This is a genomic window from Thioclava sp. PTB-PU3-1 (assembly GCF_055666785.1).
In genome coordinates, this window is sequence record NZ_JBVNVL010000002.1 from 396454 (window position 1) to 411554 (window position 15101).

16 protein-coding genes are annotated in these 15101 nt (G+C 64.6%); 12 read left to right on the forward strand and 4 right to left on the reverse strand.

What is annotated here, in order from left to right:
* Position 1: 1 nt before the first annotated feature.
* The 3 genes from ccoO to ccoP are packed head-to-tail and all read left to right on the forward strand — an operon-like array spanning position 2 to position 1860.
* The gene (gene ccoO / locus ACZ7GB_RS07395) at positions 2-730 is read left to right on the forward strand and encodes a cytochrome-c oxidase, cbb3-type subunit II (protein WP_078548271.1); all 729 of its coding nucleotides are present in this window, start codon (positions 2-4) and stop codon (positions 728-730) included.
* A gap of 13 nt (positions 731-743) precedes the next feature.
* Positions 744-944 (forward strand): cbb3-type cytochrome oxidase subunit 3, encoded by a 201-nt coding sequence (locus ACZ7GB_RS07400; protein WP_078520404.1) that lies wholly within the window; start codon positions 744-746, stop codon positions 942-944.
* Between the two features lie 31 nt (positions 945-975).
* Complete coding sequence (gene ccoP, locus ACZ7GB_RS07405; protein ID WP_078520403.1) at positions 976-1860, forward strand: cytochrome-c oxidase, cbb3-type subunit III; 885 nt, start codon at positions 976-978, stop codon at positions 1858-1860.
* A gap of 294 nt (positions 1861-2154) precedes the next feature.
* Here ccoP and ACZ7GB_RS07410 read toward each other — a convergent pair whose 3' ends face one another.
* Positions 2155-2319, reverse strand: a complete 165-nt coding sequence (locus tag ACZ7GB_RS07410; protein ID WP_472158120.1) for a hypothetical protein — start codon at positions 2317-2319, stop codon at positions 2155-2157.
* 100 nt (positions 2320-2419) lie between these two features.
* Between ACZ7GB_RS07410 and ACZ7GB_RS07415 the strand changes: the two genes are divergently transcribed.
* From ACZ7GB_RS07415 to ccoS, 5 genes are all read left to right on the forward strand, one after another.
* The gene (locus tag ACZ7GB_RS07415; protein ID WP_472158121.1) at positions 2420-3304 is read left to right on the forward strand and encodes a LysR family transcriptional regulator; all 885 of its coding nucleotides are present in this window, start codon (positions 2420-2422) and stop codon (positions 3302-3304) included.
* Positions 3305-3428: 124 nt separating this feature from the next.
* Entirely contained in the window at positions 3429-4877 is a 1449-nt protein-coding gene (gene ccoG, locus ACZ7GB_RS07420; protein ID WP_078548267.1) for a cytochrome c oxidase accessory protein CcoG, read from the forward strand.
* Entirely contained in the window at positions 4874-5338 is a 465-nt protein-coding gene (locus tag ACZ7GB_RS07425; RefSeq protein ID WP_306461387.1) for a FixH family protein, read from the forward strand. The genes ccoG and ACZ7GB_RS07425 overlap by 4 nt, the downstream gene beginning before the upstream one ends.
* Before the next feature lie 4 nt (positions 5339-5342).
* A complete protein-coding gene (locus tag ACZ7GB_RS07430; RefSeq protein ID WP_274961471.1) occupies positions 5343-7568 on the forward strand; it encodes a cation-translocating P-type ATPase in 2226 nt (741 codons plus the stop codon).
* A gap of 12 nt (positions 7569-7580) precedes the next feature.
* Entirely contained in the window at positions 7581-7742 is a 162-nt protein-coding gene (gene ccoS, locus ACZ7GB_RS07435; RefSeq protein ID WP_078520399.1) for a cbb3-type cytochrome oxidase assembly protein CcoS, read from the forward strand.
* Positions 7743-7933: 191 nt separating this feature from the next.
* Here the strand turns inward: ccoS and ACZ7GB_RS07440 are convergent, their stop codons facing one another.
* The gene (locus ACZ7GB_RS07440; protein ID WP_472158122.1) at positions 7934-9736 is read right to left on the reverse strand and encodes a D-alanyl-D-alanine carboxypeptidase family protein; all 1803 of its coding nucleotides are present in this window, start codon (positions 9734-9736) and stop codon (positions 7934-7936) included.
* 256 nt (positions 9737-9992) lie between these two features.
* A complete protein-coding gene (locus tag ACZ7GB_RS07445) occupies positions 9993-10691 on the reverse strand; it encodes an HAD family hydrolase (RefSeq protein WP_472158123.1) in 699 nt (232 codons plus the stop codon).
* Between the two features lie 120 nt (positions 10692-10811).
* Here ACZ7GB_RS07445 and clpS point away from each other — a divergent pair, with 120 nt between their 5' ends.
* The 3 genes from clpS to ACZ7GB_RS07460 all read left to right on the forward strand — a co-directional run bounded on the left by clpS (position 10812) and on the right by ACZ7GB_RS07460 (position 13147).
* Positions 10812-11138: an ATP-dependent Clp protease adapter ClpS gene (gene clpS / locus ACZ7GB_RS07450; protein WP_078520398.1), complete on the forward strand. Its 327-nt coding sequence runs from the start codon at positions 10812-10814 to the stop codon at positions 11136-11138.
* A 79-nt stretch (positions 11139-11217) separates the two neighbouring features.
* On the forward strand, positions 11218-12297 hold the full coding sequence (locus tag ACZ7GB_RS07455; protein ID WP_472158124.1) for a methyltransferase: 1080 nt from the start codon (positions 11218-11220) through the stop codon (positions 12295-12297).
* A gap of 40 nt (positions 12298-12337) precedes the next feature.
* Positions 12338-13147 carry an SDR family NAD(P)-dependent oxidoreductase gene (locus ACZ7GB_RS07460; RefSeq protein WP_078541973.1) on the forward strand — a complete coding sequence of 270 codons (810 nt, stop codon included), beginning with the start codon at positions 12338-12340 and terminating at the stop codon, positions 13145-13147.
* A gap of 3 nt (positions 13148-13150) precedes the next feature.
* Here ACZ7GB_RS07460 and ACZ7GB_RS07465 read toward each other — a convergent pair whose 3' ends face one another.
* A complete protein-coding gene (locus tag ACZ7GB_RS07465) occupies positions 13151-14356 on the reverse strand; it encodes an MFS transporter (protein WP_472158125.1) in 1206 nt (401 codons plus the stop codon).
* 180 nt (positions 14357-14536) lie between these two features.
* Between ACZ7GB_RS07465 and ACZ7GB_RS07470 the strand changes: the two genes are divergently transcribed.
* Positions 14537-15097, forward strand: coding sequence for a hypothetical protein (locus ACZ7GB_RS07470; RefSeq protein ID WP_472158126.1), 561 nt, complete (start codon positions 14537-14539; stop codon positions 15095-15097).
* Positions 15098-15101: the final 4 nt, after the last annotated feature.

The window sequence follows — 15101 nt, forward strand, 5'->3', positions numbered from 1 at the left end:
GATGGGACTTCTCGACAAGCACAGTGTTCTTGAAAAGAACGCCACGCTCCTGCTGATCTTCGCCTTCCTGGTCGTCACGATCGGCGGCATCGTGGAGATCGCACCGCTCTTCTACCTCGAAAACACCATCGAGGACGTCGAAGGGGTGCGGCCCTACACGCCGCTGGAGCTCACCGGGCGCGATATCTACATCCGCGAGGGCTGCTATGTCTGCCACTCGCAGATGATCCGCCCGATGCGCGACGAAGTGGAGCGTTACGGCCATTACTCGCTGGCAGCGGAGTCGCAATACGACCACCCGTTCCAGTGGGGCTCGAAGCGGACGGGGCCCGACCTCGCCCGCGTCGGCGGCCGCTACTCGGACGCCTGGCATGTGGATCACTTGACCAATCCGCAGTCGGTCGTGCCGGAATCGGTGATGCCGAAATACGGCTTCCTGCTCAATCGCATGGTCGATCCCGCGCATATCGACGAGCGGCTCTCGACCGATGCGATGGTGGGCGTGCCCTACACTTCGGACATGATCGAGAACGCCAAGGCGGACTTTGCCGCTCAGGCCGATCCGAACAGCGACTATGACGGGCTGATGGAGCGTTATCCCAACGCGACGAACGTCCGTAATTTCGACGGTCGCCCGGGCATTTCCGAGATGGACGCACTCGTCGCCTATCTGCAGGTGCTCGGCACCATGGTCGATTTCTCGACCTTCGAACCCGTGGCCAGCCGGTAAGGGGAGCTGATCAATGGACTATCACATCTTCAGGGAATTCGCGGACAGCTGGTTTCTGATCTTCATGTTCGTCTTCTTCCTGGCCGTCGTGGCCTGGGTCTTCCGGCCCGGTTCGCGCAAGACCTACGAAGATACGTCCGAGATCCCGTTCCGGCACGAAGACAAACCCGCCAATGCCTCGGAGGCCGGCGAGAGCCGGTCCTCCAAGGACTGACGGCGCCACGTTGTAAGGAGGCGTGGAGAACATGAGCAAGAGACCAAGCAAGCACAAGCACGAGGTCGAGACCACGGGTCACCAGTGGGACGGCATCGAGGAATACAACAATCCGCTGCCCAAATGGTGGCTGTGGACCTTCTATGCCTGCGTCATCTGGGGGATCGGTTACTCGATCGCGATGCCGGCATGGCCGATCTTCAAGTCCGGCGCGACGCCGGGGATCATGCACTCGTCGACCCGCGCGAATGTGCAGGCCGATATCGACAAGTTCGCCGCGGCGAACAAGCCGATCCAGGAGAAGCTCGTCTCGGTCGATCTCGACCAGATTTCGAGCGATCCCGAGCTGAACAACTACACCCAGAACGCCGGTGCGGCCGTGTTCCGGACCTGGTGCGCGCAGTGCCACGGTGCGGGTGCGGGCGGCAACTCGAAGCTGGGCTACCCGAACCTTCTCGACAGCGCATGGCTGTGGGGCGGCACGATGGAGGACATCCATTTTACCGTCACGCACGGCATCCGCAACGAGACGGACCCGGATGGCGAGGCACGTTACTCGCAAATGCCCGCTTTCGGCACGGACGAGCTTCTCGAGCCCGCGCAGATCGATCAGGTCGTGCAATACGTCCGCAAGATCTCGGGTCAGGACCATGACGAAGCAATGGCCACTGAAGGCGAGACCGTCTTCATGGACAACTGCTCGGCCTGCCATGCCGAAGATGGCACCGGCGACCAGATGCAGGGTGCGCCCAACCTGACCGACGCCGTCTGGCTTTACGGTGGGGATGTGGACACGCTGACCTACACGGTCACCAACGCCCGCTTTGGCGTTATGCCGAACTGGAACGAGCGTCTGTCGGAAGCGGATATCCGCGCCGTGGCAGCCTACGTTCACAGCTTGGGCGGCGGCCAGTAACGGTCGAAAATACAGAGATCCCGCGGGGCTTTGGTCTGGCGGGTCGCACCGGCACCCCGTCCTGTTCGCGCGTTTCCTGGGGGTGCCGGTGCCCAATTTCAGAGGGCCCCCGTCGCGGGGCCCTCTCGCTTGTCGAGGGTTACCTGTCGTCTATCTTGGGGTCATCCTTGGGCAAAACAAGCTCCGCGCTTGTCTTTGCACGCCGATGTGAACGCCGATGCGAGCGGGCCGCCGGTAGGCCGGGGCGCTGATCGAGGCCCGTGGCGATGGTGAAGCTCTGCGCCCAGATCCCGATCATTTCCACATCTCCCGCAAACGTTGGCGCAGCGAGGGACGCGGTGCGCGATGGCGCTTACGCGAGTCTATCGGGTCCGGCAGGTGCGGCCAGTTGCTTTGCGGCACGTCGAGGCCCATGCGGGCGAGCAGCAATAGCGTGTCGGGCGTAACTCTATCTTTCATATCTGATCTCCTGAAGGCGGGGCAACTCTGGTCAGAATGCGCTATTTGCGCGAAGATGCGACTCAGGAAACTTTCCACTATGTAAGATGAAGTTACGGATATGGACTGGCGAACCCTTCCCTCCCTGACCGCGCTGCGGGCCTTTTCGGCGTTTGCCGACACCGGGTCGGTGGCTCAGGCGGGGCGTGCGCTTAACGTGTCGCATGCGGCCGTCAGTCAGCAATTGCGGGGGCTCGAAGAGCGGCTCGGTGTGACGCTTGTCGACCGGTCGGGGCCGCGGCCTGCGCTGACGCCCGACGGTCGACTCCTTGCGCAGGCGCTGCGCGACGGGTTCGGCACAATTGCCGAAGCGGTCGCTTCGCTGAGCGACACCGCCGCCTCCCGCCCGCTGCAAATCTCCACCACGCCAAGCTTCGCCTCGGCCTGGCTGTTGCCCCGGCTGCCGGATTTTCGCGAAGCCCATCCCGAGATCGGTCTGACCATCGACCCTTCGGCGACCGTCTCCACGCTTGCGCCGGGCGGGGTCGAGATGGCGCTGCGCTACGGATCGGGGGACTGGCCCGGCCTCGAGTCGCGGCTTCTGGTGCGCTCGCCCATCGTCGTGGTCGCGGCCCCCGCGCTGGTGGGGGAGGGGCGGTATGACTGTCCGGCTGATTTGCGTGGCCTGCCGTGGCTGCAAGAGCTCGGCACTTCCGAGTCGACCGACTGGTTCGCGCGCCATGGCGTCACGCAGGATCAGGCCAGAAGCCTGACCGTGATGCCGGGCAATCTTTTGCTCGAAGCGGCGCGCGGCGGGCAGGGGGTGGCGGTGACCGCCTTGGTCTGGGTGGAGCAGGATATTGCGGCCGGGCGGTTGCGGCTACTGTTTGAAGACAGCGAGGAAAAAGGCTATTACACGGTTACGCGACCGGGCGTGAGGCGACCGGCGCTACGCCAGTTCATGTCTTGGCTCTTCAAGCAAGCGGCGCATGCCGGTAACCAGTAAAAATACCAACCAGTGAAGATTTCCTGTATGGCAGACCTGTCTTTTTGACGCAGGTCAAAGCCTTCACGACTGTGTCATACCAGAAGAGCCTGTGACGCAGAGAAATATATGAACGGAGAGAGTCGTGAGCTCCACCGAACCAGTCGATCCCCCGCCGCTTTACGCCGCCCGCGAGCCGATCTTTCCGCGCCGCGTGCACGGCCAGTTCCGCAACCTGAAATGGGTGCTCATGGCGGTGATGCTTGGCATCTATTACATCACGCCGTGGATTCGCTGGGATCGTGGCCCGGAACTGCCCGATCAGGCGGTGCTTCTGGACCTCGCGAACCGCCGGTTCTTCTTCTTCATGATCGAAATCTGGCCCCATGAATTCTACTTCGTCGCGGGCCTTCTGATCATGGCGGGCCTTGGCCTGTTCCTGTTCACCTCGGCGCTGGGGCGCGTCTGGTGCGGCTATGCCTGCCCGCAGACCGTGTGGACCGATCTGTTCATCCTTGTGGAGCGTTGGGTCGAGGGCGACCGCAACGCGCGTATCCGCCTGCTGCGTCAGAAATGGAACGCCGAGAAATTCCGCAAGCGCATCACGAAATGGGTGCTCTGGCTGCTGATCGGCGTCGCGACCGGCGGGGCCTGGGTGTTCTACTTCACCGATGCGCCGACGCTGCTGACCGATCTGTTCCACGGCACCGCCTCGCCGATCGCCTATACGACGATCGCAGTGGCGACGCTCACGACCTTCGCCTTCGGCGGCTTCGCCCGCGAACAGATCTGCATCTACGCCTGCCCGTGGCCGCGCATTCAGGCGGCGATGATGGACGAAGACACGATCACCATCGCCTATCGCGAATGGCGGGGCGAGCCGCGCGGCAAGCTCAAGAAGGGCCAGCACGATCCGACGCAGGGCGACTGCATCGACTGCATGGCCTGCTTCAACGTCTGCCCGATGGGCATCGATATCCGCGACGGCCAGCAGCTTGAATGCATCACCTGCGGCCTGTGCATCGATGCCTGCAACGAGATGATGGACAAGATCGGCAAGCCGCGTGGCCTCATCGGCTACATGGCGCTGAAGGACGAGGCGAACGAGCGCTCGGGCAATCCGGTCATCAATGTCTGGAAGCACATCATGCGCCCGCGCACGATCCTCTACTTCTCGATGTGGTCGCTGATCGGCATCGGTCTGGTGGTCGCGCTGTTCATGCGCTCGCCCATCGACTTCAACGTGACGCCGAACCGCGATCCGCTCTTCGTGGTGGAGCCCTCGGGCGCGATCCGCAACATCTACACGCTGCGGCTGCGCAACAAGGCGGGCGAGGCGACCGAGTTCAAGGTCTCCGTCAAAGCCCCCGATCCGGCCGAGCAAAGCACGCTGAGCGTGTTGCTCGAAGGCCAGGACGGAAACACCGTGACGGTGCCCGCAGATGAAACCATGACCCAAAGGGTCTATATTGTCGCCGAACCCGGTTCGTCCATCGCCACCAGCGAGCGTACCGAGCTGACGATGTGGATCGAGGACATGACCAATACTGATCGCGTGTCGGAGACGACCGTATTCAACGGAAGGGTACAATGACCGAGATGGCGAAACCGCTGACCGGAAGAAAAGTGCTGATGATCGCGGTGGCCTCCTTCGGGGTGATCATCGCGGTCAACCTCGTTATGGCGTGGCAGGCTGTCAGCACCTTCCCCGGCCTCGAGGTCGACAATTCCTATGTCGCCTCGCAGACCTTCAACGAAGAGAAACTGGCGCAGGATGCGCTCGGCTGGACCGTGTCGCCGGAGTATTCCGACGGCAAGCTGAGCTTCGTGATCCGCGACGAGGACGGGCTGCCCGCGAGGGTGGCCGAGTTCAAGGCGCTCGTCGGGCGCACCACCCATGTCCGCGATGACATGACGCCCGATTTCGACTATGTCGGCGGCATCTTCACCACGAAGCTCGATCTTGCGCCGGGCGTCTGGCTGGTGCATCTCGACGCGAAAGCCGCCGACGGCACGGAGTTCCGCCAGCGGATTGACCTGTTCGTGAAAGGCTGAGCCGATGTCGGTGTCGCCCGCTTCTCCATCGCATAGCGAACCGTTCGAGGACGAGCATGTCTCCGCCTCGGCCTGTCCCGCCTGCATCGCGGCCCCCTCGGCCGAGCAGATAGCGAAGTCGGGTGACATTAAGGGCGCGCGGATCATGCTGTCGCTGCCCACGGCGCATTGTGCGGTCTGCATCACCGATGTCGAACGCGAGTTGATGAAGCAGCCGGGCGTGAAATCGGCGCGGGTGAACCTGACGCTGAAACGTGCCTCGGTCGATGCGGCGGGCGATGTCGAGCCGGCGGGGCTGATCGCGGCGCTCGACAAGATCGGCTACGAGGCGCACGAGCTCGATCCCGGCATGCTGTCCGCGACCGAGGCCGACAAGCGCGGACGTGACCTCCTGATGCGCATGGGCGTCGCGGGCTTCGCGATGATGAACATCATGATGCTCTCGATCGCGGTCTGGTCGGGGGCCGAGGATTCGACGCGCGACCTCTTCCACTGGATTTCGGCGGCAATCGCGCTGCCCACTACGATCTTCGCGGGCCAGCCCTTCTTCGCCAATGCCTGGGCGAGCTTGCGCGGCGGGCGCCTCGGGATGGATGTGCCGATCTCGCTCGCGATCCTGCTCGCGCTCGGGATTTCGCTGTTCGAGACGATGCATTCCGGTGCGCATGCCTATTTCGAAGCGGCGACGATGCTCACCTTCTTCCTGCTGGTGGGCCGCTATCTCGACTATCGCACCCGCGCCGTGGCGCGCTCGGCCGCCGAAGAGCTAGCCGCACTGGAAGTGCCCCGCGCGACCGTGTTGCGCGACGGCGAAGAGGTCACCGTGCCCGTGGGCGAACTGGTGCCCGGCGATCTGATCCGGGTGCGCCCGGGGGGCCGTATCCCCGCCGATGGCGAAGTGACCGAGGGCCAATCCGAGAGCGACCGCTCGCTGTTGACCGGCGAAAGCCTCCCCGTGCAGGTGCTGCCCGGAATGACGCTCTCCGCCGGTGAGGTGAACCTGACCGGGCCGCTGACCCTGCGCGTGACGGCGGCCGGGCGCGACAGCTCGCTGCATCGGATGGCCGATCTCGTCGCGATGGCCGAGAGCGCGAAAACCAAATACACCTCGCTCGCCGAACGGGCGGCGCGGGCCTATGCGCCGATCGTGCATATCCTGTCCTTCAGTGCGTTCTGTGCCTGGGCCTGGATCACGGGCGGCGATTTCCGTCTGGCGGTGAATATCGCCGCCGCCGTGCTGATCATCACCTGCCCCTGTGCGCTGGGGCTCGCCGTGCCTGCCGTGGTGACCGCCGCATCGGGCAAGCTGTTCCGCAAGGGCCTGTTGATCAAGGACGGCACCGCGCTGGAGCGTATGGCCGAGATCGACACCGTCGTCTTCGACAAGACCGGAACGCTGACCATGGGCGCGCCGCGCCCGCAGAACCTCTCCGACCTCTCGCCCGAGGCGCTGTCCGTCGCGATGGCGCTGGCCGAAGGCTCGAGCCACCCGCTCGCGCGCGCCCTGCACGAGGCGGCGGCAGGGCAGGGCGTTGCGCCCGCTGCGCTGAGCGACCTGCGCGAAGTTCCGGGCTATGGCGTCGAAGGCGTCTGGCAGGGGCAGCGCGTGCGGCTCGGTCGTGCGAACTGGATCGGCGCTGCCGAAGGCGCGACCACCGCGACCCATCTCGCGATCGGTGAGACCACCCCGATCCCGATCCGGTTCGCCGACACGCTGCGCACCGGTGCCGAAGAGGCCGTGGCCGGTCTGAAGGCGCAGGGCAAGCAAGTCTGGCTGGTGTCGGGCGATGTCGAAGGCGCGGTGAGCGAACTCGCCACGCGCCTCGGGATCGACACCTACCGTGCCGGTGCCCTGCCTGCGGAGAAGGCGCAGCTCGTGAGCGATCTCACCCAACAGGGCCACCGCGTGCTGATGGTGGGCGACGGTCTCAACGACACCGCCGCGCTGGCGGCCGCCCATGTCTCGGTCTCACCCGCCTCCGCACTGGATGCGGCGCGCACGGCGTCGGATATCGTGCTTCTGGGTAAGGATCTCGCGCCGGTCTCCGATGCCGCTTCGATCTCGGTGCGCGCGCGCCGCCGGATCAAGCAGAACTTCGGCATCTCCATCGTCTACAATATCATCGCCGTGCCGCTCGCGCTGACGGGGCTCGCGACGCCGCTGATGGCGGCGCTCGCGATGTCGGCCAGCTCGATCACGGTTTCGCTCAACTCGCTGCGCCTGCGCTGAAAGGAGCCCCTCATGGAGGTTCTTCTCTATTCGATTCCGATCTCCCTGCTGCTCGGCGGGATTGGCCTCGGGGCGTTTTTCTGGTCGCTGAAGAACAATCAGTATGACGACCCGAAAGGCGATGCCGAGCGCATCCTGTCCGACGAGTTCGACGACCATCCGAAGCAGGACTGAGCGCGCGACGCGGAGGGCAGGACCGGACGGGCCAAGCCATGCAGAACCGCGCCCTTTCGCCTTGGCACAAATATCCCCGCCGGAGCCTCCTGTCGGTGCGATCCGCGCGGCGGGTGCCATAAGGTCCGGAAAAAGGAAAAGCCGCGCTGACCAAGCGCGGCTTTTCATATTTTGCCCCTAAGGGAAGACTCTCAGGGGCCGACCACTTTGCAGTCCATAGCGCGAGACTCGAGCCTTGCACAGGCCAGTTGTGCCATGTCTTGGGTCATTCCTACGAAATTCGCCTCATAACCGGTCTTTCGGGTGGCCACTTTGCGCAAAGCTTCGCCCAAAGTGTCGCTTTCCATCAATGCCGTGGTCAGCATGTGGCGCTCTGCGGCGAATCGCGAACCGAACAGTCCGAGGCTGACACCCCAGTTGCGCCCACCCGAGCTGGAGACGCGGGCGACCACACGCGGTTTCTGCTCGGGGGCCGGGGCAGGGGGGGTGAGAGCGGCGAGGATGATCTCGCTTTTGCGCTTCTCGGGGGCTGCGGCCATCTGCGCGGTCTCGGGCTGCGGGTCCGTCGATTGCACGAAGCTGGACGGGGCCTTGCCGTTTTTGTCCAGATCGAGCGTATGCGCCTCGGCCAGCTCCATCGTCTCGGGCTGCGGCTGCGTGGACTGGACGAATTTCGGGCCGTCCGACGCGCCGGGCTCGTAGGAGGCAAGCTGCACGTCGCTCGGCTCTTCGCTGCCATCCGCGCTGGCCTTGCCGGCGGCGACGGCGGCGTCATGCGCCTGCGCCTGTGCCAGCGGGGTGGCCTTGGTCACCTCGGCAGGTAGCGCCTTCGTCGCGTCCGCGACCTGAATCTCGCGCGGGTTGCGCTGCGGGCGGGGGCTTGCGGTGATCTCCGCGCCGATCCCGAGCGTGCCGGCGTCAGCCACGACGACATCTTGCGTGTCTGCGGTGCCGTCCTGCGCGCCTTCGGCGACGTCTTCCGGGATGTCGGTGCTCTCGTCCACCTGATCGGCTTGTACCGCGGCGGCGAGCGCCATCGAGATCGCATCGCTATCCGCAGTCGGCGCGGTCGGGCGGATATCGGGGCGCGGGCTCTTCTTCGGCGCGAGGTTAGCCATCAACATCGGCGATTGCGCGGGCTCGATATATTGCGGAAGCCGTGGGCGGTTCGTCGGCGCGTTATTCGGAGCGCGCTTGAAACCCAGATCCAGCAGATCGGCCATTTTCGCGTTGCGCTGCGCCGTGGAGGTGCCGCCGAAGACGGTCGCGATGATGCGCTTGTTGCCGCGCTGTGCCGAGGCGGTCAGGTTGAAGCCCGAGGCCGAGGTATAGCCGGTCTTGATGCCGTCCGCGCCCTTGTAGGCTGCGAGGAATTTGCGGTTCGTCGAATAGACAGTGCGCACTTTCGCATCCGCCGAGCGGCGCGAGAAGATGTTGTAATATTGCGGATAGTCGAAGAACAGGTGACGGCCCATGATCGTCATGTCATGCGCCGAGGACAGGTGGCCCTTGCGGGTCAGGCCATTGGCATTGACGAAATGGGTGTTCTTCATGCCCAGCTGCCGGGCGGTGCGGTTCATCCGCGCGGCGAAACCTTCTTCCGAGCCGCCGATGTAATCGCCAAGCGCCGCAGCGGCGTCATTGGCGGATTTGATCGCGGCGGCGCGGATCAGGTAGCGCACGGCGATCTTCTGACCGGGGCGCAGGCCGAGACGCGAGGGCGGCTGGCTGGCGGCGTGCTTCGTCACGGTGACGATGGAATCGAGGCTGAACTCGCCATGCTCGATCGCCTGGAAGGTGATGTAGAGCGTCATCATCTTCGTCAGCGACGCCGGATGCAGCGGCGTGTCAGCGTTCTTGGAGTAGAGAACTTCGCCCGATCGCATGTCCATGACCATCGCCGCGTAGGGCGCGGCCTGCGCAGCGATCGGCGCAATGAGTGTCAGAAGGATTACGAATAGCCCATCACGGACCCAGCGCATCAGCGTGGTCACGGCTTCACCTATTTCACTGCCTCAATTTGACCCCTTTGCGATACCGATCTTGAGCCGGTTTCCGGGGTTTATATTAGCGGGAAGCGTAGCACGGGTCTCTCAGGCTGAAAACTCCCTATTTTCAAGCGCTTTCACTGCGACATTCATGCAATACCGCAAGATGTGGTGGGCTGCTCGCGGCAGTCTGTCTATAGGTGGTGTATTTCGGACACAGGTGCGTGAGGTCAGCGGAGCATGACGCCACGCAATGCAGGGCTCAATCGGTGATTTTCGCGATCAGGTCGGGCAATGCACCGAGGTCGGGCAATTCGGCGAAGCGCGGATGCTCCATCGGGGGCTCGGCATGCTCGAAAGCCCATGTCAATTCATGGGGCACATGCACGCCCCAGCCGCCCGCCTCGATCATCGGGATCACGTCGGATTTCAGCGAATTGCCCGCCATCAGGCCGTGCTCCGCCCCTTCGGCATGGCGCGCGAAAATCTCGGTGTAGACCGGGGCTTTCTTGTCCGAGACGATCTCGACCGCGTCGAACAGATCGCCCAAGCCCGACTGCGCCAGCTTTCGCTCCTGGTCGATCAGGTCGCCCTTCGTCACCAGAAGGATGCGGTAGTCGTCCGACAGGGCCTCGATCGTCTCGCGTGCATGGGGCAGCAGCTCGATCGGGTGCGACAGCATCTCGCGCCCGGCGGCGAGAATCTCCGACAGGATCGTTGCGGGCACGCGGCCCTCGCTGACTTCGATCGCGGTTTCGATCATCGACAGGGTGAAGCCTTTGATGCCAAAGCCGTAATGCGCGATGTTGCGACGTTCCGCCGCGATCAGCCGCTCTGCCAGATGATCGGGCTCCGCGTGCTCGCGCAGCAAGTCGGTGAAGCGGCCATGCGTGAGTTGAAAGAAACGCTCGTTATGCCAGAGCGTATCATCCGCATCGAAGCCAATCGCCGTGAGCCGCATTGTCCCGCCTTTCTCGTCACAGGTGTCGAAGGACTTTTCATATGTCACGAAGACCCTATATTCCGCCAGAGCCCCTCAACGAATCCTGATGCCGGAGCGCCCTTGACCGAGCCTCTTTACATGATGTCCGACGACGACCAGGACGACAGCGATAACGATGCGTCCCTCGCGACCAAGACGCGGCCGAAGACGCAGCGCCCGCCGATGTACAAGGTCATGTTGTTGAACGACGATTACACGCCGATGGAATTCGTCGTCCATATCCTCGAGCGGTTCTTCGGTCTGAACCACGCGCAGGCGTTCGAGATCATGCTGACCGTGCACAAGAAGGGTCTTGCGGTGGTCGGTGTCTTCTCTTTCGAGGTGGCCGAGACGAAGGTGGCGCAGGTGATGGATTTCGCGCGCCGCCACCAGCACCCGCTGCAATGCACGATGGAGAAGGACTAAAGGCCGCCCAAGCGGTTCCTTGCAAATTCAGTCGCGCCCGCCTATTCGGCGGGCTCGTTTCTTTCAGAGGGTTCCCTGTATGAGCCATCCGCGACTTTCGCTCGCTCTCGAGATGCCCGAGGCGCTTCCGCCCGAGGGAGACATCGCGCTGTTCGCGCCCGTGGGCACGCTGGACCTTGGCGGTCTGCCGGTCGATCGCCTCGTGGCGATCCAGCCCGAGAAGCCCGACCATGACGTGCTCGCGCAGCGCGGCGTTCGCGTTTCGCCGAGCGCCGAAGGCACCTATGCCGCCGCGATCATCTTCGCGCCCCGCGCCAAGGCCGAAGCCCGCGCGCTGATTGCCGAAGCCTGTCAGCGCGTGGCGCCGGGCGGGTCGATCTATGTCGACGGGGTGAAGACCGAAGGGATCGACTCGCTGCTCAAGGAATTGCGGGGACGGGTGGATTTGTCCGCGCCGATCGCGAAGGCCCATGGCAAGATCGCATGGTTCTTCGCAGCCCCCGACCTGCTGACCGACTGGGCGGCTCAGGATATCCACCCGGTCGAAGGCTTCGTGACCCGTCCGGGCGTGTTCTCCGCGGATGCGGTGGATGAGGGCTCGGCGCTTCTGGCGGAATGCCTGCCCGATAGCCTGCCCGCGAAGGTTGCCGATCTCGGCGCCGGCTGGGGCTGGCTTTCGGCGCAGGTCCTTGCGCGCAAGGGCGTCGAACGGCTCGATCTGGTCGAGTCGGATGCGGTCGCGCTGGATTGCGCGAAACGCAACATCACCGATCCCCGCGCACAGTTCATTTGGGCCGATGCCACGCGGCATGCGCCGGAAGAGCGCTATACCGCCGTCGTGATGAACCCGCCCTTCCATGGGGCCGCCCGCGGGGCCGATCCGGCACTCGGTCTGGCCTTCATTCAGGCTGCACGCGGGATGCTGTCGCTCTCGGGCACGCTCTGGATGGTCGCGAACCGCCATCTGCCCTATGCCGATGCGCTCGCCGCCGCGTTCCACGAGATCGAAGAGGTCACGCCGCCCAGCGGTCCCTCGACCCGTTTCCGTATCATTCGCGCAGCCAAGCCGATCCCCGCCGGGAAGACCCCGGGGAAATCGGCGGGCACGCGCGCCACAGCCGAGCCGAAACGCCGCCTTGCCCCTCGCAAGCGGCGCTAAGCTCGCCTAACCTGCCTCAACATCCACGAGGAGACACCCAATGTCCCTTTCTGTTTCCGGCAAGACCGTCATCGTCACGGGCGCAGCCCACGGCATCGGTCAGGCCATCGCGCGCCATTTCGTCGATCGCGGCGCGCAGGTGATGTTTGCCGATATCGATGAAGAGAAGCTTGCCACCGAACTGGGCGACACGGCCAAGACCGAAGGGCCGGTGCGCTATTTCTCGGGCGATCTGTGCGAGAAGCTGGCGGTGAAGAACCTGCTCTCGGCCACGGTGGACGCGTTCGACCGGATCGACATTCTGGTGAATTGCGCGCGCACCTTCGCGCCATGCGATCCGCTTGATCCGTCCGTCGAGGTGCTCGATTCGATGCTGTCGCAGAACATGAAATCGGCGCTGCGGGTCAGTCAGATGACCGCCAAGCGGATGATCAAGCAGGCCGAGGATGAGGGTCGGACCGAAGGCGAGATCGGCTCGATCATCAACGTCTCGACGCTGGCCTCGAACCGTACCCAGCCCGAGTTGATGGCCTATTCGATCGCCTGCGCGGCGCAGGATCAGGCGATCCGCTCGCTCGCCGTGGCGCTCGCGCCGAAGCGGATCCGGGTGAACGGCGTCAGCTTCGCTTCGGTGATGAGCCGCTCGCTGCAGGATGCGCTGAAGGAAAACGACGACTGGCGAGAGGCGATCTGCGAAGGCACGCCGCTGGGCCGGATCGCGCCGCCGTCGGAGCTGGCAGAGACGGTGCAGTATCTGGCGTCTTCGGGGGCGAGCTTCGTCACCGGGCAGATCATCAATGTCGATGGCGGGCGCAGCCTTCTCGACCGCGTGCAGGTCCCGGCCTTCTAAGGCTCAGGACCGCGCCGCGCGCCGGTCCATCGTCCAGAGTACGCCCGCGCCAGCCACGCCCAGAAGGGCGCCTGCGGCTGCGGCCAGCTCATAGCCCGCAATAGCCGTGCCAATGGCGAAGATCGCGGCGGAGAACCCGTCGCCTGCCAGTTTTTGCAACGCCATCAGCGAGGCCCCCGCGCCGGGCCGGTTCGACAGCAGATCCTGCAGATAGGCCATCGGCTGGGTCAGCACGACCGCGCCGCCGATCGCGCCGGGCAGGGCGAGAAACCAGACGTAAGGCGTCGGCGCCAGCACCGGGATCAGCCCCAGATGGGTCGCGTAGAGCGCAGCCCCGATCCAGATCATCGTCGTGCGCTCGATCCGGCCCAGAACCAGCGGCAGCGCCAGCATGAAGGGCACTTCCAGCCCCGCCATGAGCCCCGCGTAAAGTGCGGTGTCAGCTGCGCCGCGCCCCGGCGTCGCCTCGAAAACCAGCCCCATCACGACGAGATAGAGCATGATCGACCCGTTGATCGTCCCAAGCGCCACGACGCGGGCGAGGATCGGCAGATTCGCCATCTCGTGCAGGGATTGCCGGAAGGTCAGCCCCGATTTCGGATCGGGCCAGCGGGTCGCCCCGTCGCGCGGCCAGAACAGGAAGGTTAGCGCGAGGATCGTGGCCCCGAGCGTCAGCGTCACCGGGTAGATCGAGGTCATCGCCGCGCCTCGGTCGAAGACCACCGACCAGATCGGCAGCACCACCACCCAAGGCAGCGCGAAGAGCGCGCGCAGCGTCGAGAGGATCGCGGGGCGGTCCTCAGCGGGGTGGGTCGAGGCCGCCAGCCGCGACAGTGCGAAGAGCTGGCCGAAGATCGATGCCGAGAGCGGCAAGATCAGCGCGTTGGCGATCACGAAGACCACCCAGTTGTCGCCCGCCAGCACCAGCCCCGAGCCTACGATCAGCATCGCCGAGGTGCCAAGCGCGATGGCCCGGCGGTTCGCGCGCTGATCGGCGAGGATGCCAAGCCCGACCGAGGCCGAGACCGACAGCACCGAGGCGACCATCAGCACGCCCGAATAAGCGCGGTCCGAGAGGCCGAAGACCTTGATCGCCAGCGCCGAGACATAGGGCCCCATCGTCGCCGCATGGGCGCCGAACAGCACCAGCAAAATGGCGGCGAGGCGCAGAGCAGGATCGGAGAGGACAAGGCGGATCGGACGTAGCATGTCGCCGCTTTGCGCCTTCGGGCGTCCAAGTTCAAGAGGCAGCCGCGAAGCCTTACTCGTGGAGCTACAAAGGCTTAGCGAAATGCTCGGCGAAAAACCGCCACAGGCAGGGAACGGCTGCGCTGGAAACCTAGTTCAAAAGGCAGGGCGGGAGAGGTTGTACATGTAAAAGGAAGCATCATGCTCTCGCGTCATATCGCACTGAAGTTCGACAATGTGATCCGCAATATCCTGCTGCGCGCGGAGGTTCCGCCCGCGCAGGTGACGACCCCGCGGCTGGGCCGTCTGGAAGATGCCGAAACCGCTCTGGAACAGGAGTGCGCCCGCGTGGTGCTGGCGATGCCGCAAGAAGAGCGCGGGGTTCTGAGCCTCACCTACGGCCTCAGCGGTCACGCCCCGATCCCGCCGCATCGCGCTGCCGACGTGCTCGGTTGGACGCTGATCCAGACGATGACGATAGGGGAGGGCGCGATCCTGCGGTTGCGCAATGCTCAATCCGCGCGTGCCGCGTTCGAGCCGCTTCTGGAGGGCCTGCATCCGCGTCTGCTGGCGGCAGCGGACGAGATCTACGAGATGCGGCTGGCCGATGTGCCGCGCAAGCGCCGCGACAAGGTGCTCAAAAAACTATGGTGCGATATCAGCCCGCTGGAACGCCTTGCCCTGCGCGGCTTCGGCGACGGCGAAATCCCCGAGATGGAGCGGGCGCTGGAGCGCCGCGCCGCCGGTCAGCTTCTGTGTTGAGTGC